The sequence below is a fragment of the Lysobacter enzymogenes genome, from assembly GCF_900106525.1.
In the GTDB taxonomy this organism is placed as follows: Bacteria; Pseudomonadota; Gammaproteobacteria; order Xanthomonadales; family Xanthomonadaceae; genus Lysobacter; species Lysobacter enzymogenes.
In genome coordinates this window covers 61,570-85,898 of record NZ_FNOG01000003.1, presented here as the reverse complement: position 1 = coordinate 85,898, position 24,329 = coordinate 61,570, and the positions used below count along the sequence as shown (strand labels likewise).

Here is a 24,329-nt window from a genome sequence, read left to right as displayed (position 1 = left end):
AAAGCCCCTCTCCCGCTCGCGGGAGAGGGGTTGGGGTGAGGGCCACACCCTCACGAACAAAGGACCACCGACATGACCACCCAACCCACCTGCGCCGCCAGCATCGACGACCGCCAATCCCTGCGCGCGCCGCTGCTCTACGCCGTCGTCTCGCTGATCGGCTTCGGCCTGGCCTACTCGCTGGCCGGCACCGCGATCGGCCGGACCGCATTCCCCGCGCAAGCCACCGGCTCGATCGTCGAACACGACGGCCGCGCCGTCGGCTCGGCGCTGGTCGCGCAACCCTTCGCCGACGCGCGCTATTTCCAGCCGCGCCCGTCCGCCGCCAAGTACGACCCGATGTCGGCCTCCGGCAGCAACCAGGCGCGCAGCAATCCCGACCTGCGCAAGCGCCTGGCCGAAGAAACCGCGGCCATCGCCCAGCGCGAAGGCATCGCCGAAAGCGCGGTGCCGGCCGAGCTTGCGACCCAATCCGGCGGCGGCCTGGACCCGCACATCTCGCCGCGCTCGGCCCAGGTGCAGACCGCGCGCGTGGCCAAGGCGCGCGGGCTGGATGCGGCCAAGGTCGAAGCGCTGATCGCGCAGAACACCGAAGCCCCGCAGTTCGGCGTGCTGGGCGAGCCGCGCGTCAATGTGCTCAAGCTCAATCTCGCGTTGGATGCGGCGCGCTGAGCGTGCGCGCGCAGCGCGGCGCCGAGTCGAGCGATGCCGATCCGCACCGCGCGTCGGCGCCGCCGCTTGCATCGCCCGATGCGAAAAAACAACTGTCAAAATCGCAAATGTTGCGAACCTTGGAACTGAGAACGCGATTCGCTCGCTGCGACCGCGGGCCCCTAGGCTCGAATCGCCAGAACGATCTGGCGCCAAGGAGAGAAGCACATGAAGCGCTTGTTCGCAGGAAAGAAGACGATGCTGCTGGCCCTGGCCGGCGCGGTCACCTTCGCCGCCGGTTTCGCTTACGCCGCCGCGCATCCGTGCGTGGAATGCGGAATCGAACGCGACCGCTGTCTGGCCGCCGGCGACAATCCCACCCTGTGTCAGGCCATGTACAAGACCTGTTGGCGCGAACACGGCTGCAACCCGGCCAATCCGGGCAACCCGCTGTAACCGCGTCGGCGCGGCCGGACTGCGTCCGCGCCGCGCCGGCTTGCGCGCCGCAGCGGCAAGCACCATGCTGCGCGCGAGCCCCGTACCGATGCGCCCCGCGCATCGGTGCGAACGCGGCGGCCGCCGGCGCACCACCGCCTGGCCCCTACCCGCCCGGCGCCGCCGAGCAGGACCCCGACCGATGAGCGACCCCCGCAGCGCCCAAGCCGATGCCCTGATGGGCGAACTGCAACGCCAGGGCGCCGGCCGCCTCACCATTTTTCTCGGCGCCGCGCCCGGCGTCGGCAAGACCTACACCATGCTCGGCCGCGCGCGCGAACTGCAGCGCCGCGGCATCGACGTGGTGGTCGGCATCGTCGAAACCCACGGCCGCGCCGAAACCTCGGCCCTGGTCGAAGGCCTAGACGTGCTGCCGCGCAAGCGCAGCGACTACCAGAGCCGCACTCTGGAAGAGATGGACCTCGACGCGCTGATCGCGCGCCAGCCCAAGGTCGCGCTGGTCGACGAGCTCGCCCACCGCAACGCGCCCGGCAGCCGCCACGAGCGGCGCTGGCAGGACGTGCTGGAGCTGCTCGACGCCGGCATCGACGTCTACACCACGGTCAACATCCAGCACCTGGAAAGCCTCAACGACGTCGTCCACCGCATCACCGGCGTGCGCGTCAGCGAGACCGTGCCCGACGCGCTGTTCGACCGCCTGCGCGACATCGTCCTGGTCGACCTGCCGCCGCGCGAGCTGATCGAGCGGCTGCAGCAGGGCAAGGTCTACGTGCCCGAACAGGCCGCGCACGCGCTGCAGGCGTTCTTCTCGCCGTCCAACCTCACCGCGCTGCGCGAACTGGCGATGCAGACCGCCGCCGACCGCGTCGACAGCGACCTGCGCGAGGCACAGACCGCGCGCGGCCTGCCCGGGGTGCCGCTGCGGCGCGCGGTGATGGTGGCGATCGACGGCCTGGGCCAATCCGAGTACCTGGTGCGCGTGGCCCGGCGCCTGGCCGAACGCCGCGACGCGCCGTGGCTGGTGGTCACCGTGCAGACCGGCGGCGCGCCCGACGCGCAGAGCCAGAGCGAACTCGACCGCGCCTTCGCCCTGGCCCGCAGGCTCGGCGGCGAGGCGGTGGTGCTGCACGGCAACAGCATCGTCGACGCCCTGCTCGATCACGCCGAACGCGCCGGCGTTTCCACCATCGTGCTCGGCCGCACCCGCGAGCGGCCGCTGGCGCGCATGGTCAACCGCACCTTGACCCAGCAGTTGATCCAGCGCGGCGCGCATTACGAACTGACCATCGTCAGCACGCCCGAAGCGCGCGCCCGCGCGCGCCGCTCACTGCGCGAGAACGGCGGCCGCCTGCGCGGCCTGCTCAGCCGCAGCGACGCCGCGCTGGCGGTGTTCGCGGTGGCGATGGCGGTGATCCTGGCCGGCTTCGCCGAACGCTGGATCGGCCTTGACGATTTGTCGCTGGTGTTCATCGTCGCCGTGGTCGTGGTCGCCGCGCGCACCCGCATGACCGCGGCGGTGCTGGCTTCGGCGCTGTGCTTTCTGGCCTACAACTTCTTCTTCATCGAACCGCGCTACACCCTGCTGATCGGCGCGCGCCAGGGCGTGACCACGGTGACGCTGTTCCTGGTCGCGGCGCTGGTCGCCGGGCGCCTGGCGTCGAAGCTGCGCATGCAGGTGCTGGCGCTGCGCGCGTCCAACGCCCACGCCACCGAGTTGCAGACGCTCGGCCGCGAGCTGGCCACCGCCGCCGACGCCGGCCAGGTGATGCGCGCGGGCAAGCGCGCGCTCAAGCGCTCGCTCGGCGCCGAGGTGTTCGTCTATGTCGGCCAGGCGCCGCTGGCCGGCCCGAACCTGCCCGAGCTCAGCGACAAGGACCGCGCCGCCGCCGACTGGGCGCTCAAGCACCGCCAGCCGGCCGGTCGCTACACCGACACGCTCGCCGGTTCGGACTGGTGGCTGCTGCCGCTGGCCGGCGACGCCGGCGACAAGCCCGCCGCCGGCCTGGTCGGCCTGCGCCTGCCGCCGTCGCTGACCCGGCTCGGGCCGGAGCAGCGGCGCCTGGCCGAGGCGATGACCGACGACATCGCCCAGGCGGTGCTGCGCACCCGCCTGGTCGCCGACCTGGAAGACTCGCGCGTCAGCGGCGAGACCGAGCGCCTGCGCTCGGCGCTGCTGTCCTCGGTCTCGCACGACCTGCGCTCGCCGCTAGCCTCGATCATTGGCGCCGCCAGCAGCCTGGACAACTACGCCGACGCGATGCCGCGCGAGGACCGCCACGCATTGCTGGAAACCATCCGCATCGAAGGCGAGCGGCTGGACCGCTACATCCAGAACCTGCTCGACATGACTCGGCTCGGCCACGGCGGCCTCGCCCTCAACCGCGACTGGATCGGCGTGGACGAGCTGATCGGCTCGGCGGTGACCCGGTTGCAGCGCTACGAGCCGGCGGCGCGCTTCGAGCTGCGCGTGCAGCCCGGGCTGGGGCCGATCTGGGTGCATCCGGCGCTGATCGAGCAGGCGCTGTTCAACGTGCTGGAAAACGCGGTCAAGTTCTCCCCGGCCGACGCGGCGGTGACGGTGGACGCGCGCCGCGTCGACGGCGAGCCCGGCGGCCCGGACCATTTGCTGCGCATCGACGTCAGCGACCGCGGCCCCGGCATCCCCGAGGACGAACGCGCGCGCATCTTCGACATGTTCTATAGCGTGGAGCGCGGCGACCGCGGCCGCCAGGGCACCGGCCTGGGCCTGGCGATCTGCCAGGGCATGATCGGCGCCCACGGCGGCAGCGTGGTCGCCCTGCCCGGCCAGCCCGACGCCCAGGGTCGCCGCGGCACCACGATCCGCATTACCCTGCCGCCCATCGAACCCGAACCCAAGGCCGACGCCCCCGCGCCATGACCGAGGAACACGCCCCGCATCCGCACGTTGCAACGCCGCAGGCGCCGCCGCCCGCGCGCGTGCTGGTGGTCGACGACGAGCCGCAGATCCGCAAGTTCCTCGACATCGCCCTGCGCGCTCAGGGCTATGCGGTGGACCTGGCCGACACCGGCAACGCCGGGCTGGAATCGCTGGCCACGCGCGGCGCCGACCTGGTGATCCTCGACCTCGGCCTGCCCGACCGCGACGGCCACGACGTGCTGCGCGAACTGCGCCAATGGTCGGGCGTGCCGGTGATCCTGCTGACCGTGCGCTCCAGCGAGGCGGAGAAAGTCGCCGCGCTCGACGGCGGCGCCAACGACTACGTGACCAAACCCTTCGGCGTGCAGGAGCTGATGGCGCGCGTGCGCGCCCTGCTGCGCGCCCACGGCCCGCAGGGCGAAACCCTGCCGGTGTTCGACGACGGCCGCCTGCGCATCGACCTGGCCCGGCGCGAAGTGCACCTGGACGGCGAACCGGTCCCGCTGGCGCGCAAGGAATACGCGCTGCTCGCCCTGCTGTTCCAGCACGCCGGCCGGGTGGTGACCCAACCGCAACTGCTGCGCGAACTATGGGGCCCGACCCACCAGGAAGACACCCACTACCTGCGCATCCTGGTCGGCAAACTGCGCCACAAACTCGGCGACGACGCCGCCGCCCCGCGCTACATCGCCACCGAACCTGGCGTGGGCTTGCGTTTCATCGACAAGCACTGACGGCGGCGCGAAACAACGGCCCACCTGGATGCGCCGCATCTGCCTGTAGGAGCGGCGCGAGCCGCGACCGCGCCACCACCCTCGACCGCGCAAGCCACGCAATCGCACGCGCCAACCGATTGCGTGCGTGTTCCGTCGTCTAGCGCACCGAATCGCAGGCAAAGAAAAAGCCGGCAACCTCGCGATTGCCGGCTTCTCAATTTGGCGCGCCCGGAAGGATTCGAACCTCCGACCCCCAAGTTCGTAGCCTGGTGCTCTATCCAGCTGAGCTACGGGCGCCTGAGTGCAATTATGACGTGTATCGCGCGCGACGGGAAGCACCTTTGCATCGTCGCGACGGCATGACGACAGATTGCGTAAGAACCTGCAGCGGTCGCGCGCGTTCGGCGTCGCGATCGTCGAAAGCATCGGATCGGCGAGGCGTTACGACGTGCGGATTTGCGCGACGTTGCGGAGTGTCGGTACAAGCAACCACGACCGCGCCGCTATGACGATCGCGCAGGTCGCGAAGTCGCGCGATCGCAGCCGATTGCGGCCGCCCTTCCGGCATTCGTCGCGACGTTTCGTTCGCGGTCGCGGCTTGCGCCGCTCCTACAGGTAGCCCATGCGAGAACGGTAGTTGCGTGCCACGCGTGCGGCGCTGCTGCATGGCCTACCTGTAGGAGCGGCGCAAGCCGCGACCGCGCCAACACGAACGACCGCGCAAGCCGCGCAATCGCACACAGCAACCGATTACGAACGCCCTTTCCGCGATTCGATGCACTCAATCGCGCGCGTAATCGCGCAGCCGAATCGCAGGCAAAGAAAAAGCCGGCAATCTCGCGATTGCCGGCTTCTCAATTTGGCGCGCCCGGAAGGATTCGAACCTCCGACCCCCAAGTTCGTAGCCTGGTGCTCTATCCAGCTGAGCTACGGGCGCTTAGTTGGAAAATTATGGCGGACGAATTGCAGCCCGTCAACATTTCCGTGAAACCCTTCCGCTGGCCCGTCCGTGTCGCATGGACGGTCCGGCGAAAGAAAAGCCGCCGAAGGCGGCTTCGGTACAACTGGCGGAGAGTGAGGGATTCGAACCCTCGATAGAGTTTTTGACCCTATACTCCCTTAGCAGGGGAGCCCCTTCGGCCACTCGGGCAACTCTCCGCATCTATTAAGCGATGCGGGCGGCAATCATAACGGCTCGCCTGAATTACAGCAATATCCGCCGCTGCGTTTCAGGCGAACTTTTTCATCAGCCGCCCGTGTGTTTGCCCGAATCGTCCGACGCGTCCTCGCCGCGCTGAATGCGCTGGTAAATCTCCTCGCGATGTACCGCGACATCTTTAGGTGCGGTAATACCGATACGCACCTGGTTCCCCTTGACGCCGAGCACGGTGACGGTCACCGAGTCGCCGATCATCAGGGTTTCGCCGACGCGACGCGTCAGGATCAGCATTGAAAACCTCCTCGAGCCGGCACCTTAGGCACCGGCGTTGGCATTCTCTCCATGCGGAAGAATGCTTCAATTTGTACACAAACGTGAACCATCTTAGCGACCGGTCAAGCGAGGTCGCAAGCGATAGCAGTCACTGTTCGCCATTCAGACAAGCTTACTCTCAACCCAGTGCGCGACGCCCGCAAGAGCCTGGATCAGGGCCGGGCCGTCGTCGCCGCCGCCCTGCGCCATATCCGGTCGGCCGCCGCCTTTACCGTTGATCTGACTGGCCACGTGCGAGAGGAGTTCCCCCGCCTTGACCTTGCCAGCCGCGCTTCCGTTCACTCCGGCGACCAAGGCCGCCTTACCGTCGCTGGCGCCCGCCAGCACGATCACTGCATCGCCGAGCTGCTGCTTGAGGCGGTCGACCGCCTCGCGCAACGCCTTGGCGTCGAAACCTTCCAGCCGGGTGGCCACGACCTTGACCGAACCGATCTGCGCCGCCGAGGCGGCCAGGTCGGCCGCGGCGCCGGAGGCGGCCTTGGCCTTGATCGATTCGAGCTCGCGCTCGAGCTTCTTCTGCCGGTCCAGCAGCGCGCGCAGCTTGTCGGCCACGTCCGCCGGGTTGCCGCCGAGCAGGCGCGCGGCCTGCTCCAGGCGCGCTTCCTCTTCGGCCACGTAGTCCAGCGCGCCCTGCCCGGTCACCGCCTCAATCCGGCGCACGCCGGCCTGGACGCCGCCTTCGGCGACGATCTTGAACAGGCCGATGTCGCCGGTACGCGACACGTGGGTGCCGCCGCACAGTTCGGTCGAGGCCTCGCCCATGCGCAGCACGCGCACGCGGTCGCCGTATTTTTCGCCGAACAGCGCCATCGCGCCGAAGTCCAGGGCTTCCTGCATGCCCATCTGGTGGACTTCGGCTTCGTAGTTGCGGCGCACGTCGGCGTTGACCTGGCGCTCGAGCTCGGCGAGTTCGGCGTCGGTCAGCGGGTTGAAGTGCGAGAAGTCGAAGCGCAGGCGATCGGGCGCGACCAGCGAACCCTTCTGGGTGACGTGATCGCCGAGCAGGCGGCGCAGGGCCGCGTGCAGCAGATGGGTCGCCGAGTGGTTGAGCACGGTGGCGGCGCGGCGGTTGGTGTCGACCGCGCCGCTGACGCGGTCGCCGACCTTGAGGCTGCCGACGGTCAGCACGCCGATGTGGCCGTGGAACTGGCCGGCGAACTTGAGCGTGTTGTCGACCCGGAAACCCGTGCCGGCCGCTTCGAGCTGGCCGATGTCGCCGACCTGGCCGCCGCTTTCGGCGTAGAACGGGGTGCGCTCGAGGATCACCGCGCCTTCGTCGCCGATGCGCAGCTCGTCGACCGCGACGCCGTCGCGCAGCAGCGCGACGACTTGCAGGTCGGCTTCGCTGAGGCGGTCGTAGCCGAGGAATTCGGTCGGGGCCAGGCGCGCGGCGAGTTCGGCCGGCATCGCGGTCTTGTTGCCGAAGTCGGTGCCTTCGCGGCTCTTGCGCTGCTGCTTTTCCATCTCGACTTCGAAGCCGGCCATGTCCACCGACAGGCCGCGCTCGCGCGCGATGTCGCCGGTGAGGTCGGCCGGGAAGCCGTAGGTGTCGTAGAGCTTGAACGCGTCGGCGCCGGCGATGACGTCGGTCGAGCGCGCGGCGATCTCGTCGAAGATGCGCATGCCCGAGTCGAGGGTGGCGGCGAAGCGCTCCTCTTCGGCGGCCAGCGCGGCGGCGACGAACTCGGCCTTGGCGGTCAATTCGGGATAGGCATCGCCCATCACCTCGACCAGCGCCGGCACCAGCTTGTGGAAGAACGGGCCCTTCTGGCCCAGCATCCACCCGTGGCGCAGGGCGCGGCGGATGATCCGGCGCAGCACGTAGCCGCGGCCGTCGTTGGACGGCAGCACGCCGTCGACGATCAGGAACGAGCAGGCGCGGATGTGGTCGGCGATCACGCGCAGCGACTTGTTTTCCAGATCGGCGGTGCCGGTGGCTCGCGCCGCGGCCGCGATCAGATGGCGGAACAGGTCGATCTCGTAGTTGCCGTGCACGCCCTGCAGCACCGCCGCCAGACGCTCCAGGCCCATGCCGGTGTCCACGCACGGCGCCGGCAGCGGCACCAGGGTGCCGTCGGGCTGGCGGTCGAACTGCATGAACACCAGGTTCCAGATCTCGATGAAACGGTCGCCGTCTTCGTCCGGCGAGCCCGGCGGGCCGCCGGCGATGTGCGCGCCGTGGTCGTAGAAGATCTCGGTGCACGGACCGCAGGGGCCGGTGTCGGCCATCTGCCAGAAATTATCCGAAGCGAACGGCGCGCCCTTGTTGTCGCCGATGCGCACGATCCGCTCGGCCGGAATGCCGATGGTCTTGTGCCACAGGTCGTAGGCTTCGTCGTCGGTCTGGTAGACCGTGACCAGCAGGCGCTCGGCCGGCAGTCCCCAGACCTTGGTCAGCAGCTCCCAGGCCCAGGCGATGGCGTCGGCCTTGAAGTAGTCGCCGAACGACCAGTTGCCGAGCATCTCGAAGAAGGTGTGGTGGCGCGCGGTGTAGCCGACCTGGTCGAGGTCGTTGTGCTTGCCGCCGGCGCGCAGGCAGCGCTGGACGTCGGCTGCGCGCACATAGCCCGGCTTCTCGCTGCCGAGAAACACGTTCTTGAACTGCACCATGCCCGAGTTGGTGAACAGCAACGTCGGGTCGTTGGCCGGCACCAACGGCGCCGACGGCACGATGGTGTGGCCTTTGCCCCGAAAGAACTCGAGGAAATCGCTGCGGATTTCGGTGGTCGTTTTCATGCCTGGGAAGATTCGCCTGGTCGGGAGCGGAGCGCTCGACCGAACCCATGCCACCACGATGGGGGCATCGACTGGAACAGGCAACCCGGGACCCGAAAGCCGCGTAGCCTAGCAGGCCGGAGGCCTTTGTGCGCAAGGCTCTACCGTAAAAGTGCCTGAACGTTCAGTCCGGCGCGTACGAACGGCTGGCGATACGAACGGTTTCCATCTCAAAGCCCCGCCGTATCAGCAGATCGGCGGCCTTGCGGCGCCGCGCCGGGTCGTCGCCGTAGTCCTCGCCGAAGCGGCGCCGGAGCAGGTCGCGGGCGTTCTCCAGCCAGTCGCCTTCGAAGGCCGCCATGGCCGCGGCGATGGCCTCGCCGTCGAGGCCGTGGGTGCCCAGTTCGGCGCGGATATGGACCGGGCCGTAGCCATTGTTGGCGCGGCTGCGGACCAGGGTTTCGGCGAAGCGTTCGTCGTTCTGCCAGCCGGCTTCGGCGAGGCGGTCGACGGCATCGACGACCTGCTCGCGGTCGAGGCCGCGCGAGGTCAGTTTGCGGGTCAGTTCCTTGCGCGAATGTTCGCGCCGGACCAGCAGGCCGAGCGCGCGCTGGGTCGGGCTTTGCTCGCGCGACGCGCGGCGGCGCTCGCGGCGCGAGGGGCCACTAGTACTTTGGTCGAACAGGTGGCCGTCGCCGTCGGCAAACGGGTGTTCGAAGGCGGTTTCGGGGGTGTTTTGCGCGGAGGTGAGATCGCCTTTTGGCGGGGCGACGTCGACAGCTGCGGGACAGGCCGGCTCGGCAGCGTGGCCGGGGTGGCTGGTGTCGTCGCTGAGCCGGCCAGGCAGGGGCGCTGGCGCTTGCGGATCGCGGACCGATTCGGGCGCGAGTTCGCGGGGCTTGGTCGAATCTCCGCCCTGCCCTGCGAGTCGCCCGGGATCCGGGGCATCCGCATCGATAGGGAGCGCGGTTTCGTAGCGCGAGGACTCACGGGACGGCCGATCCGCGTCTGCGGACCGGCTCCCTGTTTCGATGGCGCGCATGCGCGCGCGCAGATCGTTCAGACGTACCGCTCCACGGCCGGGCGAGGGCTCGCCACCCTGCCCGGCCGTGTCGCCGGCGTCACCACCATGACGCCGTCCGTCATCCCGATCGGAACTCATTGCAAAGACGATTCGCTGTCTGGCCGACGAGGATCAATCCTCGCCGGCGGCCTCGTCGCGCGAGGCCTCGGCCGGCACGAACTTCTCGCGCAGATTCGCTTCCAGCCGCTGGGCCATTTCGGGGTTTTCCTTGAGGTACTGGCGGGCGTTTTCCTTGCCCTGGCCGATGCGTTCGCCGTCGCAGCTGTACCAGGCGCCCGACTTCTCGACCAGCTTGGCTTCCACGCCCATGTCGATCAGCTCGCCCTCGCGCGAAATGCCCTCGCCGTAGAGGATTTCGGTGACGATCTGCTTGAACGGCGGGGCCAGTTTGTTCTTGACCACCTTGATCTTGGTCTGGTTGCCGATGATCTCGTCGCCCTTCTTGATCGCGCCGATGCGGCGGATGTCCAGGCGCACCGAGGCGTAGAACTTCAGCGCGTTGCCGCCGGTGGTGGTTTCCGGGCTCTGGCCCGGCATCATCACGCCGATCTTCATGCGCAGCTGGTTGATGAAGATCACCAGGGTGTTGGAGCGCTTGATGTTGCCGGTGAGCTTGCGCAGCGCCTGCGACATCAGGCGGGCCTGCAGGCCCGGCAGCTGGTCGCCCATTTCGCCTTCGATTTCGGCCTTCGGGGTCAGCGCGGCGACCGAGTCGATCACGACCATGTCCACCGCGGCCGAACGCACCAGCATGTCGGCGATTTCCAGGGCCTGCTCGCCGGTGTCGGGCTGGGAGACCAGCAGGTCGTCGATGTTGACGCCGAGCTTGCCGGCGTAGATCGGGTCGAGCGCGTGTTCGGCGTCGATGAAGGCGGCGGTGCCGCCGTTCTTCTGGCACTGGGCGATGGCCTGCAGGGTCAGGGTGGTCTTGCCGGAGGATTCCGGGCCGTAGATTTCCACCACGCGGCCCTTCGGCAGGCCGCCGATGCCCAGAGCGATGTCGAGCATCAGCGAGCCGGTGCCGATGACCTCGGCGGCCTCGACCGGGCGGTCGCCCATGCGCATCACCGAGCCCTTGCCGAATTGCTTCTCGATCTGGCCCAGGGCCGCCGCAAGCGCGCGCTTCTTGTTCTCGTCCATCGCTGTGTTCCTTAAGTCTGTCGTGGTGGGGATACGTTAGAGGGCGCGTATCGCAGAGGCTGAGACCGTGGCGCCGAGAGCCAAATTATCCGTCGAAGCGGCCGTGCGCTGCCGGGCGGTTGCCGGTGCCGGGGTCGGATTTCCCCGCGCCAGCGCGGCGGAAATCGCCTCGTCCAGGCCGCGCAGCGCGGCGTCGGCGGCGGCCACCGCGGCGCAGTCGCGCGCGCTGCCGTAGCGGTCGAACGGGCGGGCGCAGTCCATCGCGGCGGCGCTCAACGATTGGGCCGGACCAGGCCGCAATACAGGCCTTCGATGGCGAAATCCTGGTCGGGCAGGACTTCGATCGGCGCGTAATCGGGATTGCGCGGCAGCAGGCGGATGCGGTCCTTGCCGATCTTGAGCAGCTTGACGGTGATCTCGTCGTCGATGCGCGCGACCACGATCTGGCCCGAGCGCGCGTCGTGGGTGCGGTGCACGCCGATCAGGTCGCCGTCGAAGATGCCCTCGTCGCGCATCGAGTCGCCCTTGACCTTGAGCAGGTAGTCGGGCGACGGGAAGAACATGTTGCGATCGAGCAGGACGTAGTTGTCCGGCTCGACGCCGGCGGCCGAGCCGATCGGCGCGCCGGCGGCGACCCGGCCGAGCACCGGCAGCCGCAGCGCGTCCTCGTCCAGGGTCTGCGCGGGGGCGGCGACCAGGCCCAGCTCGCGCTGCGCCTGCGGCGGCGGCTGCAACACGCGGATGCCGCGCGCCCGGCCCGGCAGGCGTTCGATCGCGCCGGCGGCCTCGAGCGCCTCGAGGTGGTACTGCGCGGCGCGCACGCCCTTGAAACCGAAGGCGCGCGCGATCTCCGTCTGCGACGGCGGGAAACCCTCGGCGTCGATCCGTTCCGCGATCAGCGCGAGGATGGCTTGCTGGGTGTCGGTCAGGCTCATGGTTAGTAGTATTACTACTAACAAGCAGGGTGAGCAAGGCCGTTCGTCCGCAAATTGGTTGACTCAGTCAAATACCTGCCGCACCCTGCCCGCTCGTCCCCAGCGCGCCGCCGCCATGCACTCCGAGTCCGCGTCCGCCCACGCCGCGCCCGAGCCGATCGCCCCCGCCCAGGTCGACGCCGTCCGCGCCTTCAACCGCTTCTACACCCGCCGCATCGACGTGCTGCGCGAGGACTTGCTCGACAGCCCCTACACCCTGACCCAGGCGCGGGTGCTGTTCGAACTGGCCCAGCGCGAGCCGGTGGCGGCGCGCGAAATCGGCGAAACCCTGGGGTTGGACGCGGGCTATCTGAGCCGGATTGTGCAGGCCTTCGTCGACGCCGGCCTGGTCGAGAAGCAGCGCAGCGAGCACGACGCGCGCAGCTTCGCGCTGCGCCTGACCGGTTCCGGCCGCGCCGCCTTCGCCGTGCTCGACCGCCGCTCGCACGAGACCACCGCGGCGATGCTGGCGACGCTGTCGCCGCTGGACCGCGAGCGCCTGCTGCGCGCGATCGCCGACGCCGAGCGCGCGCTGACCGCGCATGCGCTGCCGGCGCCGCAGCGCCTGCGCGTGCGCGAGTACGGCATCGGCGACATCGGCTGGGCGATCGAACGCCACGGCCGCCTGTACGCCGACGAATACGGCTGGAACGGCGAGTTCGAAGCGCTGGTGGCGCGGTTGTTCGCGCAGTTCGCCGGCGGCCACGATCCGGCGCGCGAGCGCTGCTGGATCGCCGAGATCGACGGCGAGCGGGTCGGCTGCGTGTTCGTGGTCGCCAACGCCGACGATGCGGCGGTCGCGCAGTTGCGCTGCCTGCTGGTGGACCCGCGCGCGCGCGGGCTCGGCGTGGGGCGGCGTTTGGTGGAAACCTGTATCGGCTTCGCGCGCGAGGCGGGGTATCCGCGCATGCGCTTGTGGACCAACGACATCCTGGTCGCGGCAAGACGCATCTACGAAGGCTTCGGGTTCGTGCTGGTCGAGGAAAACCCGCACCACAGCTTCGGCCACGATCTGGTCGGGCAGATCTGGGAGCGTTCGCTGGATTGAGCCACCGCGCAGGTTCGGGCGCCCCCTGTAGGAGCGGCGCGAGCCGCGACGCGGCCGTCTCGGCAGCCGAGGCAAGACCGCAGCCGGCGTGGTCGCTGCTGCGTTTTGCGTTCGTCGCAATCTGCCGCAGCGCGGTCGCGGCTCGCGCCGCTCCTACAGGTAGATCACGGACTTGCGATGGCGCCCTGTAGGAGCGGCGCGAGCCGCGACGCGGCCGTCTCGGCAGCCGAGGCAGGGCCGCAGCCGGCGTAGTCGCCGCTGCGTTTCGGGTTCGTCGCGATTTGCCGCAGCGCGGTCGCGGCTTGCGCCGCTCCTACAGGGGATCGCGGAACTGCGCGCCCGCTCCAGGATCAGGACGCGAGCGTTTCCAGGCCCTGCAGCGCAGCAGCGACGGTCTGCCGCCGCACCGCTTCGCGGTCGCCGTCGAAGTGGAAGGCTTCGGCGCGCGGGTAGCCGCCGCGGCGCTTCCAGGCGACCCAGACCGTGCCGACCGGCTTGTCCTCGGTGCCGCCGCCGGGGCCGGCGATGCCGGTGACCGCGACGGCGAGGGTCGCGCCGGTGTTGGCCAGGGCGCCGGAGACCATTTCGATCACGGTTTCGCGGCTGACCGCGCCGTGCTGCTCCAGGGTCTGCGGGCGCACGCTCAACAGCGCCTGCTTGGCTTCGTAGCTGTAGGCGACCAGGCCGCATTCGAACCAGGCCGAGGAGCCGGCGATGTCGGTCAGGGTCTTGGCGATCCAGCCGCCGGTGCAGCTCTCGGCGGTGACCAGCATGTGGTGGTTGCGGCGGGCGGTTTCGCCGATCCGGGCGGCCAGGGCATCCAGGGCGGCGTCGGTGGTTTCGGCGGGGGCGATGGCGGGGGTGTGGGCGCTCATGGGCGCCACTATAACGGGCGTTGCGGCGCGGGCTTTGCCGGGTGGGTCGGCCGGGTGTGCGCGGTGGTGCGGCGGTGTGCGGTTTCGTCGGTTGCAGGCGGTGCTTCGGACGCTGAGTTGGCCGCGTCGCGGCTTGCGCCGCTCCTACAGCGAGTGGCCGAGGCTTGCGATCTGCCTGTAGGAGCGGCGCAAGCCGCGACCGCGGGGTGGCCGTTCGCAGCGAAACGGCAAGGTGCGACCGGCGCCGACGGCAGCCGCGCACGCTCCGCGCGCGGCTGCACTCCTCGCCTATCCGATGGCTCAGTAACTCACCCGCAAGGTCACGCCATAGGTCCGCGGCGCGCCGAGGAAGGCGTTCCACGAGCCGGTCTGCAGCGGCGCGTCGAAGCCGACCTGGGTGTATTCCTCGTCGAACAGGTTCAGCGCCCAGGCTTCGACCATCCAGCGCCGGTTCTTGGCACCGACGCCCACGCGCGCGTTGACCACGGTGTAGGCGGGCTGGGCCTTTTCCGGGTCCAGGTCGGAGCCGGTGTTGTACTCGGAGGAGTACTTGGCGCCGATGTTGAAGCGGCCGATCAGGCTGGGGCCGAAGTCCCACTGATAGGTCACCGCCGCCGAGGCCGACCACAGCGGCGCGAAGCTGGCGCGCGCGCCGGGCAGCTTGGCCAGGTCGGCGTCGGGCAGCGGATCCTTGCCGTACTGGGTGTCGGCGTACATCAGGCCGCCCTGCAGCATCAGGCCCTTGATCCCGGTCTGCCACAGCACTTCGGTGTCGATGCCCTGCGAACGCACCTTGGGGATCGAACGCACCACGAAGCTGGTGCCGAGGAAGCTGTTGAGCTGGAAGTCGCTGTAGGTCTGGTGGAACAAGGTCGCGTTGAGCAGCAGGTTGCCGCCGGCCCAGGTGGTCTTGGTGCCGAGCTCGTAGCTGTCGACGAACTCGCCCGGGAACGAAGTGTCGTTGACCGGGGCGATGCCGGCCGTGCCCGAGGACAGGCCGTTGGAGGACTGCACGCGGTCGAGGTTGAAGCCGCCGGCCTTGTAGCCGCGCGCGGCCGAGGCGTAGCCCATGACGTGCTCGTTCCAGCGGTAGGCGGCCTTGAGCGTGCCCGACCATTCCTTCTCGTCGCGCTCCTGGCTGGTCACCCTCCCGTTGTGCAGCGCGTTGGCCCACGGCAGGCACATGAAGCCGACGACCTGCGGCACCAGCGTGCTGATCGCCGCCAGCGGTACTCCGCGCGCGGCCAGCGCCTGCCCGACCCGCGCCGGATTGGCCAGCGCGGCGCCGCAGCCCAGGCCGCCGTTGGGGTTGGAATAGACCGAGTCGAGTTCCTTGTTTTCCTTGGTGTAGCGCAGGCCGACGGTGAAATCGAGCTTGTCGGTGGCGTGCCAGGTGTTGTTGGTGAACAGCGCCACGCTCTTGCTGTTCTGCTGGTAGCGGTCGAGCGCACCGAGCCCGCCGAAGTTGCTGCCGAACGGGCGGCCGCTGGCCTGCGACAGGAAGGTCGCGGCGTTGGCGGTGTTGACCACGCCGGCCGGGAAGCGCGCGGCGATCTGGCTCAGCACCGCAGTCGACAAGTAAGGCTCGTAGGCGCTGCCCAGGCTGTAGGAGTCGTGGCGCTTGAGGTCTTCGTCGGAATAGAACAGGCCGACCATCCAATCCAACTTGTCGGTCGCGCCGGTCAGGCGCAGTTCCTGGCTGAACTGCTTGAAACCGGTCAGCGATTCGTCCGGGTCGGGATTGCGGTAGATCATGTCGGCGGTGGTGAAGTCGAAATCCAGGCCGTTGATCGCCTGCCAATCGCGCGCGGCGGTGATCGAGGTCAAGGTGGCGCCGCCGAACCAGGGCGTGATCCAGTTGATCTCGGCCGACACGCCCTTGTCCTTGATGTCCTGGGTGGTCGGCCGGTTGCTCCAGGCGCGACGCGCGAACGGATCGGCCGCCGGCGCCACGCCGACGCCGCCGACCAGCGCGTTGATGATCGCCGAGGTCGGGCCGCGCACCGTGGTCAGGCCGACGCAGCAGTTCTCCTCGCGGCTGCTGTAGTCGGCGATCAGGTTGATGTCGAGGTTTTCGGTCGGCTCGAACAGCAACTGCCCGCGCAAAGTGTGGAAGTTCTGGTCGCCGTCCTCGCGCTCGCCGCGCGGGCCGCGCCCGACTTCCACATCGGTGAAGCCGTCGCGCTTGCGCTTGGCGCCGTAGATGCGGAACGCCGCGTTCTCGCCCAGCGCGGTGTTGAACGAACCGGCCGCGCCGACCGCGCCGTAGTCGCCGATGGTCAGTTCGCCCTCGACCTTGGTGTTGTAGTCGGGCCGGCGGGTGATGACGTTGATGACGCCGGCCGAGGTGTTCTTGCCGAACACCGTGCCCTGCGGGCCCTTGAGCACTTCGATCCGCTCGACTTCGCCGAGGTCGCCGAAGCCCACGCCGTTGCGCGGGCGATACACGCCGTCGATGACCACGCCGACCGAGGACTCCAGGCCGGCGTTGTCGCCGACCGTACCGATGCCGCGGATGCGCGCCACCGTCTGCACCTCGCTCTGGGTGCTGCTGACGGTCAGCCCGGGCACCAGCAGCTGCACGTCCTTGATGTCGCGCACGCCGGTGTCCTGCAGCAATTGCTCGGGCAAGGCGGTGATCGAGATCGGCACATCCTGCATCGCCTCCTCGCGCTTTTGCGCGGTGACGGTGAGGCCGGCCAGGGTCTTGGCTTCCTCATCCTGGGCGGCGGCGGGCGCTTGCGCATGCGCGGCGGCCGACGCGGCCAGACTCAAGGCGACAGCAAACGACAAGGTCTTGCGACCCAGCGGGCGAGCGAGCATCAGGCATTCCCCTCTTTTGACGGTGTTGCGGCGAAACCGTTGGACTTCGATGTCTCACGACGGCGCGGCAGGTTGCGCCGTCCGCGTGCGTTCCTTGGCACGGGGCATCCACGACGTATACGCGATCGGCGGGGGAAGACGGCCGTACTGCGCGGGATGCGGTATGGACGGAAAACTAGCATGACAAAGCCAGCCGTCATGCGGCGTCGCAGCACCTTTGTTCCGGCAAACAATTCGGCGAGCTTGCGAACGAACGTTCGGAAAAAGCCTGCGAATGCGGTCTCCGGCGCGGTCCGCTGTCCGCGGGGTCATGCCTGGGATCGTCGGTTCGCGTCTTGGGCGATGCGCTTGGAGCGATGCGCGCGGGTTGCGGCTTGGCTCGCGTATGCAGGCTCGCAGGTCGCTGCGGACGACGCGCCGATGCGCGGTACGCGACACCGAACGCCCGGCGGCCGGCTACCGATTCGAACGCGCGAAGGAGGTCCGCTCGAACGCGGGAGGAATCTGCGCGCCATGCCGGCGCGGCGATCGTCGCCGACCGCGATGCGCACCGCCGCGGCGCGAACGCAACCGCAATGCCCCGCTCCACTGCATTGCGCCCCGCGCCGCGCACGCCCACTAGGGTCGTTCCTAGCTGGCAGCGCCGCCGCCGTTGGCGTGCAATGCCGGGCTTCGCGCGCGTTCCGCGCTGCGGCCCGGGGGAGGACGTTCCGCACATGCCGCATCCGCAGCACGCCCGCACCATAGACGCATAAGCGCGTTCGAACGCGCATCGCGGCCCCGGCGCCGCTCCGCCCCACTACTTCGGTATCGCATGAAAACGACTCTCGGCGTAGCGCTTACGCCACCGACCGCGGCCGCGCTGATCGCCGGCGCCTGCCTGCTCGCGGCCGCGTTCCTGCCGTCCTGCCACGCCCGCGACATGCTGCGCACGGCCGTGGTCGCGCCGGCCAAGCCGTGCCGCGCGGGCAAGCCCGGCGTCGCCGCCGATGCGCGCGGCGCCCGCCGCGATGCGCACCGTGCCGTCGCGCCCGCCGCCGCAGCCGTCGAAGCGGCGCAGGCCGCGCCCGGCGCCGCGCCAGCGGCCGAAGCCGGCCACGCCGCCAGCGGCCAGCGCTGAGCGCGCTATGGCGCGCGCGCGCCGCGCTCAGCCGGCGTCGGCGGGCGCGCTCGCCAGCTTGCTGTGGCGGATACCGTATCCGAAGTACACCGCGCAGCCGATCAGCAGCCACAGCGCGAAACGCTCGTAGGTGACCCACGGCAGGCCGGAGATCAGCCACAGCGAAAAGCCGATTCCGATCAGCGGCACCCACGGCGCGAACGGGGTGCGGAACGGCCGCTCCAGTTCGGGCCGGGTGCGGCGCAACACCAGCACCGCGCTGCAGATCACCACGAACGCGCACAGCACGCCGATGTTGACCAGCTTGGCCAGCTCTTCCAGGGTGAACAGCCCCGCCGCCAGCGCCGCCACCGCGCCGATCAGCCAGGTGGTGCGCCACGGCGTGCGCCAGCGCGGATGGGTCTGGCCGAACCAGCGCGGCAGCAGGCCGTCGCGCGCCAGCGCGAACCAGATCCGCGCGCCGGCCATCAGGTTGGCGAAGATCACACTGGTGATCCCGCACACCGAGGCCAGCGAGATCGCCACCATCACCCGCGGCTGGCCGATCGCGGCGAAGGCGTTGGCCACCGGCGCGTCGTTGTCGAGCGTGGCGTAGGGCACGATCCCGGTCAGCACCAGGCAGATGCCGACATAGAGCGTCATCGCGATCGCCAGCGACAGCACCACCGCGCGCGGCAGGTCGCGTTGCGGGTCGATCGCCTCTTCGGCCGCGGTGGTCATCATTTCGTAGCCGAACACGGCGAAGAACACGATCGAGGCGCCGGCGACCACGCCGCCGAAGCCGAACGGCATGAACGGCTGCCAGCGCGCCGGGTCGACGAAGGCCGCGCCGGCGACGATCACCAGCGCGGCCGCGCCGATCTTGATCGCCACCACCACGGTGTTGAAGCGCGCGCCGGCCTGGGTGCCGAACGCCAGCAGCGCGGTGATCGCCAGCGCCACGAACACCGCCGGCAGGTTGACGATCTGCCCCGGCACGTCGCCGAAGTACGCGCCGCGCGCCCATAGCGGCAACTCGACCCCGGCCGCGGCCAGCAGCGCCTGCACATAGCCCGACCAGCCCACCGCCACCACCGCGGCGATCAGCGCGAATTCCAGCAGCAAGTCCCAGCCGATCAGCCAGCCGGCGAACTCGCCGAGCACCGCGTAGCCGTAGGTGTAGGCGCTGCCGGAGACCGGGATCAGCCCGGCGAACTCGGCGTAGCACAGCGCCGCCGCCGCGCTGGCGACCCCGGCGATGAGGAAGGACAGCACCACCGCCGGTCCGGCCTGGCCGGCGGCGACGGTGCCGGTCAGCACGAAGATGCCGACGCCGATGATCCCGCCCAGCCCGATCGCGGTGAGATGCCACAGCCCCAGCACCCGCTGCAGCTCGCCGCGCGCCTGCGCCTGGCGTTGCAACTGCTCGACCGATTTGCGGCGCAACAAGCGAGCGCTGAGGTTCATCGAAGCTCCCGGCGGCGAAGGTCCGGGCGATGCTCGCACCCGCATCGCGCGGCGGACTAGTCGCGCTTGCGCGGGTCGGATGCGGATATCCGCACAATCGGCCCGCAGCGGCGCGCAGCGCAGGCCGCGCCGGCGCGCGCGCGGGCATCGGCTAGGATGGCCGCGCCGGTGCCGACGCGCCGACGCTGCCGCAACCTGGAAACCGCCCCGCCATGAACCGACGTCTGCGCCGCGCCCTGCTCTGCCTGTTCGCCTGCGCGCCCGTGCTCGCCGGCGCGGCCGACAACGGCGCGACCGCGCGGCTGAACCGGCAACTGCGCATCGCCGAGCAGCGCTACGGCACGGTCGGCCAGTCGGTGGAGATCGCGCGCGACGGCAAACCGCTGTTCCAGGCCACCCGCGGCGTGCGCGACCTCGACAGCGCCAAGCCGATCGAGGACGACGACGTCTTCCAGGTGTTCTCCATCGCCAAACTGTTCGCCAGCACCCTGGTCATGCAGTTGGCCGAGAACGGCCGGATCGACCTGGACCGCCCCGCAAGCGACTACCTGAGCGACTTGCCGCCAGTGTGGAAAGCCATCAGCGTGCGCCAGTTCCTCAACCACACCTCCGGCGTCGCCGAGTACTACAGCCCGGCGCAGATGAACGGCACGGCGCGCTTTCCCGCGACCCTGCATGCTGCGCTGGACTACGCCGCCGCCCAGCCGATGCAATTCGCCAGCGGCAGCCGCAGCCGCTACACCCAGACCAACTACGTGGTGCTGCTGCACCTGCTGGAAACCCAGTACGGCCGGCCGTATCCGCAGATCGTTCGCGAACGCATCCTGGCCCGGCTGGGCCTTCGCCATACCTATCTCGGCCGGGTCGACCCGCCGGCGCGCGCGGCGGTCCCGGCGTATCTGGGCAAGGACGGCCGCGCGCAGCCGATGCCCGCGGTGGCCTGGCCCGACTACGCGCTCGGCCACAGCTCGCTGTACATGAGCCGCGGCGATCTGTCCGCGTTCCTGCGCGCGGTCGCCGCAGGCAAGCTGGTATCCAAGTCGGCGCTGCTGAAGTTCTGGCGGCCGATGACGCTGCCCGACGGCGAGCGCGGCGAATTCCTCACCGGCTGGGAGAGCGGCGACAGCGGCCGTTACCGCAACGTCGGCCACGACGGCGGCACCGTGGTCAGGGCGCGGATCCTGTTCGGCGCCTCGCTCGACCGCGATGTCTACACCGTCGTCTATCTGACCAACGGCAGCGCGCACAACGTGTGGTCGCGCACCTTGGTCGACGATCTGCTCGGCGCGCTGTCGCCGCGGCGTTTCCCGGCCCAGGCGCTGTCCGGGCGGGTCGCCGGCTTCGCCTTGACAGCGCAGGACGCTACGCGCACCGAAGCGTTCGCCGCCGCCTTGCGCGCCGACCGCAGCCTCGACGACACGCAGCGCGAGCGCGCTCTGGACAACACCGCCGCCGCGCTGCGCGAGAGCCGCGGCCTGGAGGCCGCGCTGCGGGTGTTCGCGCTCAATACCCGGCTGTACCCGCGCTCGGCCAAGGCCTGGCAGCGTCTGGCCGACGCCTTGCAGGCCAACGGCGATGCGGACGCGGCGCAGGCCGCGCGGCAGCGGCAGACCGCGCTTTCCGACACGCAGGACTGAACCGCGCCGAGATCGCGCGCGCCGCTCCAGCGCGGCGGCGCGCGCTTACTGCGCGCCGAGCAACCGCCACGCCAGCCACACCGGCACGCCCAGGTAGAACGCCACGCGGCCGAGCCATTCCAGCGCGTCGCGCAACGCCGCCGCATCGGTTCGGCGCAATGCGAACCCGAGCGCGGCCACCGTTTCGATGCCGGCCCGCAGCACGGCGGCGAACAGCATCAAACCGATCGACCACGACGCCCACCAGATCAGCAGTCCGCTGAGGTAAGCGCCGAGCCCGTAGCTGTAGTACTCGCCGAAGGTGCCGCCGAAGGCGATGACCTGATGCAGGCGGAATGCGACCAGCGCCAGCAGCAGCGGGAACAATGCGAACTTGACCAGGCCATGATCGAGCCGCGGCCGGCGCGCGTCCGCGCGGGCCTGGACGAAGTCGGCCCAGGCCGCGGCGAAACGGCCTTCCCAGCCGATCGGCGCGCCGCTCGCGGCGAGCAGGCGCTGCAACGCGCGCGGACCGGCCAGCGCGATGCTGCGCGTCCACAACGGCCCCGCGGCCAGGCGCAGGTCGACGCCGCTGCGCGGCAGCGCGATGCGCCAGGGCCGCAGCGCGGCCAGCGACGCCAGCGGCAGCTCGATGCGCTGCCGGCGTTGCTCCAACACCCATGTCGCGCCCTCGATGCGCGCCTGCGCGGCGAACGCGCGCTCGATCGCCCACGCGGCCAGCGCGGGCGCGACCACCGCCGCGGCGAACAGCCGCAACTGCGCCAGCGACTGAATCTGCAAGCCGATGCGCGCGATCATGTCGTAGGCCAGCCACAGCAGGCCCACGCCGGCGCACAGCCTCAGCGCGGCGGCCAGCGTCCGCCACAGCGGCGTCAGCACCACCACATCGAGCGTGGTGGCTTGCATTGCGGGCGCGGCGGCGGCGCGGCGGCGCGAGGCGCGCCACAGCGACAGCGCGGCCAGGGCGAGCAGCAACACCGCACCCGCGCGTCCGACCCAGTCGCCCCAGCGCACCATCAACGTCGGCGCCGGATCGCGCGCGCTGATCATGGCCGTCAGCACCGCCTGATCGCCGGTCGCCGTGCTCGCCAACACCTCGCCGCTGTCGTCGATGATCGCGCTGAGCCCGTTGGTGGTGACGCGCACCTGCGGCAGCCGCGTCTCGATGCTGCGGAACGCCGCGACCGCCAAGTGCAGACGCGCGCCCATCGGGTAGTCGGTGAACCACGAATCGTTGGACATCCCGATGATCGCCTGCGCGCCGAGCCGGGCGCCGGCGATGGCCAGGTCGGGATGCACGTCGTCCAGGCAGATCAGCGGCACCACCTCGACCTCGCGGCCGTCGGCGCTGCGCAGCGGCAGCACCCGCGCGCCGTCGCCGGCGCGCCAGCCGCCGGTCCACGGCAGCGCGCGCCGCAGCCACGGGCCGTCCAGCCACGCCGGCACGTATTCGGTCAGCGGGAACGGATGGGTCTTGCGGTAGAAACCGAGCAGGCCGCGGCCCGGTTCGAGGAAGGCGGCGGCGTTGTATTCGCCGGCCGCGTCGCGGTCGTAGGTGCCGAACACCAGCGGCACGCCGGCGTGCTCGACGAAGCCTTGCAGTTCGCGATCCAGCTCGGCGCCGTCGGCGCTGCGCGGATGGCCGAAGCTGGTGGGATACACGGTTTCCGACCACAACAGCACGTCGGCGCCGTGGTCGCGGATCGCCGAGGCCGACAGCGCGTAGTGGGTGTCGAGCACCTTGCGCACCACCGCGTACGCGCCGATCTGCCGGCGCAGGCGTTCGTAATCGGTGATGCTGGCCTGGATCATGGCCACGCGCAGCGTCGGCGCGGGCGGCGTCGGCGCTTGCAGGGCCGCGCGTCGGGCCAGGCCGTAGCCGGCCATGCAGGCGAAGATCAGCGCGGCCGCCGCCAGCGGCTTCGCCAGTACGCGCGCACCGCGACGGCGCTGCTCGACGGCCAGCGCCAGCGCTTCGTTGACCAGCAGCAGCAACACGCTCAGGCCCGCGGCGCCGCCGAGGTCGGCGACCTGGCGCAATACGGCGGACGGATACAGGCCGTGTCCGAGCGTATCGCCCAACAATTTCGGCGCCAGCCATTCGCAGGCCGCCCACGCCGACGCCGCGGCCAGCGCGCGCAACACCGCCCCGTAACGACGCCCGGCCCATTGCCGCACCAGCGCGAAGGCGAGGAACTGCGGTTGCAGCACCGGCGCCAGCAACAGCATCACCGCGGTGGCGCTGGCCGCGCCCATGCCGAGGTAGGCGCCGATCGCCGCGCCGAACCAATAGAACACCGCCGCCACGAAGGCGACGCTCATCAACGCGCCGCTGGCCAGCGCGCGCAGCATCGTCGCGTCGCGCTGCAGCGTGAGCAGCCACGGCACCAGCGCGACGAAGCCCAGGACCCAGGCAACGCCGCCGCGGGCGTACAGACCGAACAAAATCGCACTGGCGAAGATGCCGGCGAAGCTGCGCCAGCGCACAGAAGACCACCGCTCCTGGATCAAAGTCGAAACGCTCCGTGTCGCGATGTCAGTGCGGGGGAATCCGGATCGGCCGCAGCGGCAGCCCGGGCGGCGCGAGGTCCGGCGGCACGATCCGGTCCTCCGGCATCGCCCGCGGCCGCCCGCGCGCGTCGAGCAGGACGAAGCCGGGCGCGAACATCAGCACAGGCTCGATCGGCACGCCTTCGTCGGTCACCTGGTGGTGGCGGACATAGCCCGGAGGCAGTTCGAAATCCTCGGGCACCGCCAGCCCGGCCAGCGGCGGGCTGGTGCCGGGCGGGTTGAACGCGCCCAGGCCGGTGCGCACGCCGGCTTGTTGCAAGGCGCTAATGACTTGCGCGCCGGTGGGTTCGGGATCGCCCGGGCGGAAGTACGCGGCCAAATCGTCGGGATCGTTGCTCGGCATCGACGGCTCCTGCGCCGCGGGCTGCGGCCCGGAACCCGGCGCGGGCGCGCGGCCCGCCGGGCCCGCCTCGGCCGCGCGCTCGCTGGGCGCGGCGCCGGCCGCAGCCAAACCATCGCGCTGCACTTCCTTGCCGGCCATGCCCGCCGCGCGCACCGAATCGGGCTGCAGCCACCATCCGGCCAGCGTCACCGCCACTGCGGCGGCGACGCAGGCCGCGCCCAGCCGCCGTCCGCTGCGCGGCGGCGGCGTCTTGGCGACGACGCGCAGGCCCTCGCCGTCCGCGCGGGACGGCGAGGCGTCTTGCTGGCGGCGTTCGCTCACGAGCCGATGCTCCGCCGC

At 70.3% G+C, this 24,329-nt stretch carries 18 protein-coding genes and 3 tRNA genes; 7 read left to right on the top strand and 14 right to left on the bottom strand.

Going from position 1 to position 24,329, the window contains the following annotated elements; translation table 11 throughout:
* Positions 1-72 precede the first annotated feature (72 nt).
* From kdpC to BLU84_RS08055, 4 genes are all read left to right on the top strand, one after another.
* Positions 73-672: a potassium-transporting ATPase subunit KdpC gene (gene kdpC, locus BLU84_RS08070; protein WP_074864993.1), complete on the top strand. Its 600-nt coding sequence runs from the start codon at positions 73-75 to the stop codon at positions 670-672.
* A gap of 207 nt (positions 673-879) precedes the next feature.
* The gene (locus BLU84_RS08065) at positions 880-1,107 is read left to right on the top strand and encodes a hypothetical protein (RefSeq protein WP_074864990.1); all 228 of its coding nucleotides are present in this window, start codon (positions 880-882) and stop codon (positions 1,105-1,107) included.
* 181 nt (positions 1,108-1,288) lie between these two features.
* Complete coding sequence (locus tag BLU84_RS08060; protein WP_074864988.1) at positions 1,289-4,006, top strand: sensor histidine kinase; 2,718 nt, start codon at positions 1,289-1,291, stop codon at positions 4,004-4,006.
* On the top strand, positions 4,003-4,740 hold the full coding sequence (locus BLU84_RS08055; protein WP_074864986.1) for a response regulator: 738 nt from the start codon (positions 4,003-4,005) through the stop codon (positions 4,738-4,740). Before BLU84_RS08060 ends, BLU84_RS08055 begins: the two co-directional genes overlap by 4 nt.
* 202 nt (positions 4,741-4,942) lie before the next feature.
* Here the strand turns inward: BLU84_RS08055 and BLU84_RS08050 are convergent.
* From BLU84_RS08050 to lexA, 9 genes are all read right to left on the bottom strand, one after another.
* A tRNA-Arg gene (locus tag BLU84_RS08050) sits at positions 4,943-5,019 on the bottom strand.
* Between the two features lie 563 nt (positions 5,020-5,582).
* Positions 5,583-5,659, bottom strand: a tRNA-Arg gene (locus BLU84_RS08045).
* 128 nt (positions 5,660-5,787) lie between these two features.
* A tRNA-Ser gene (locus BLU84_RS08040) sits at positions 5,788-5,880 on the bottom strand.
* A gap of 88 nt (positions 5,881-5,968) precedes the next feature.
* Entirely contained in the window at positions 5,969-6,172 is a 204-nt protein-coding gene (gene csrA / locus BLU84_RS08035; RefSeq protein WP_057948118.1) for a carbon storage regulator CsrA, read from the bottom strand.
* Positions 6,173-6,316: 144 nt separating this feature from the next.
* A complete protein-coding gene (gene alaS / locus BLU84_RS08030; protein WP_074864983.1) occupies positions 6,317-8,950 on the bottom strand; it encodes an alanine--tRNA ligase in 2,634 nt (877 codons plus the stop codon).
* Positions 8,951-9,113: 163 nt separating this feature from the next.
* Positions 9,114-9,614 (bottom strand): recombination regulator RecX, encoded by a 501-nt coding sequence (gene recX / locus BLU84_RS27725; RefSeq protein WP_074866442.1) that lies wholly within the window; start codon positions 9,612-9,614, stop codon positions 9,114-9,116.
* Positions 9,615-10,124: 510 nt separating this feature from the next.
* Positions 10,125-11,153, bottom strand: a complete 1,029-nt coding sequence (gene recA / locus BLU84_RS08020; RefSeq protein WP_074864980.1) for a recombinase RecA — start codon at positions 11,151-11,153, stop codon at positions 10,125-10,127.
* 36 nt (positions 11,154-11,189) lie between these two features.
* Positions 11,190-11,429, bottom strand: a complete 240-nt coding sequence (locus BLU84_RS08015; RefSeq protein ID WP_139174818.1) for a hypothetical protein — start codon at positions 11,427-11,429, stop codon at positions 11,190-11,192.
* Complete coding sequence (gene lexA, locus BLU84_RS08010; RefSeq protein ID WP_074864975.1) at positions 11,426-12,088, bottom strand: transcriptional repressor LexA; 663 nt, start codon at positions 12,086-12,088, stop codon at positions 11,426-11,428. Before lexA ends, BLU84_RS08015 begins: the two co-directional genes overlap by 4 nt.
* Before the next feature lie 115 nt (positions 12,089-12,203).
* Here lexA and BLU84_RS08005 point away from each other — a divergent pair, with 115 nt between their 5' ends.
* Positions 12,204-13,175, top strand: a complete 972-nt coding sequence (locus tag BLU84_RS08005) for a bifunctional helix-turn-helix transcriptional regulator/GNAT family N-acetyltransferase (RefSeq protein ID WP_074864971.1) — start codon at positions 12,204-12,206, stop codon at positions 13,173-13,175.
* A gap of 350 nt (positions 13,176-13,525) precedes the next feature.
* Here the strand turns inward: BLU84_RS08005 and BLU84_RS08000 are convergent, their stop codons facing one another.
* Positions 13,526-14,050, bottom strand: coding sequence for a CinA family protein (locus tag BLU84_RS08000; protein WP_074864968.1), 525 nt, complete (start codon positions 14,048-14,050; stop codon positions 13,526-13,528).
* Positions 14,051-14,350: 300 nt separating this feature from the next.
* Positions 14,351-16,873, bottom strand: coding sequence for a TonB-dependent receptor (locus tag BLU84_RS07995; protein ID WP_074864966.1), 2,523 nt, complete (start codon positions 16,871-16,873; stop codon positions 14,351-14,353).
* A gap of 814 nt (positions 16,874-17,687) precedes the next feature.
* On the opposite strand from BLU84_RS07995, the gene BLU84_RS07990 reads away from it, so the two are divergent.
* On the top strand, positions 17,688-17,993 hold the full coding sequence (locus BLU84_RS07990; RefSeq protein WP_074864963.1) for a hypothetical protein: 306 nt from the start codon (positions 17,688-17,690) through the stop codon (positions 17,991-17,993).
* 27 nt (positions 17,994-18,020) lie between these two features.
* Here BLU84_RS07990 and BLU84_RS07985 read toward each other — a convergent pair whose 3' ends face one another.
* The gene (locus BLU84_RS07985; protein ID WP_074864960.1) at positions 18,021-19,439 is read right to left on the bottom strand and encodes an amino acid permease; all 1,419 of its coding nucleotides are present in this window, start codon (positions 19,437-19,439) and stop codon (positions 18,021-18,023) included.
* 212 nt (positions 19,440-19,651) lie between these two features.
* Here BLU84_RS07985 and BLU84_RS07980 point away from each other — a divergent pair, with 212 nt between their 5' ends.
* Positions 19,652-21,076 (top strand): serine hydrolase domain-containing protein, encoded by a 1,425-nt coding sequence (locus BLU84_RS07980; RefSeq protein WP_074864957.1) that lies wholly within the window; start codon positions 19,652-19,654, stop codon positions 21,074-21,076.
* A 45-nt stretch (positions 21,077-21,121) separates the two neighbouring features.
* Here BLU84_RS07980 and lnt read toward each other — a convergent pair whose 3' ends face one another.
* Positions 21,122-23,563, bottom strand: a complete 2,442-nt coding sequence (gene lnt, locus BLU84_RS07975; RefSeq protein WP_074864954.1) for an apolipoprotein N-acyltransferase — start codon at positions 23,561-23,563, stop codon at positions 21,122-21,124.
* Positions 23,564-23,612: 49 nt separating this feature from the next.
* Entirely contained in the window at positions 23,613-24,311 is a 699-nt protein-coding gene (locus BLU84_RS07970) for a hypothetical protein (RefSeq protein ID WP_074864951.1), read from the bottom strand.
* Between the last annotated feature and the right edge of the window lie 18 nt (positions 24,312-24,329).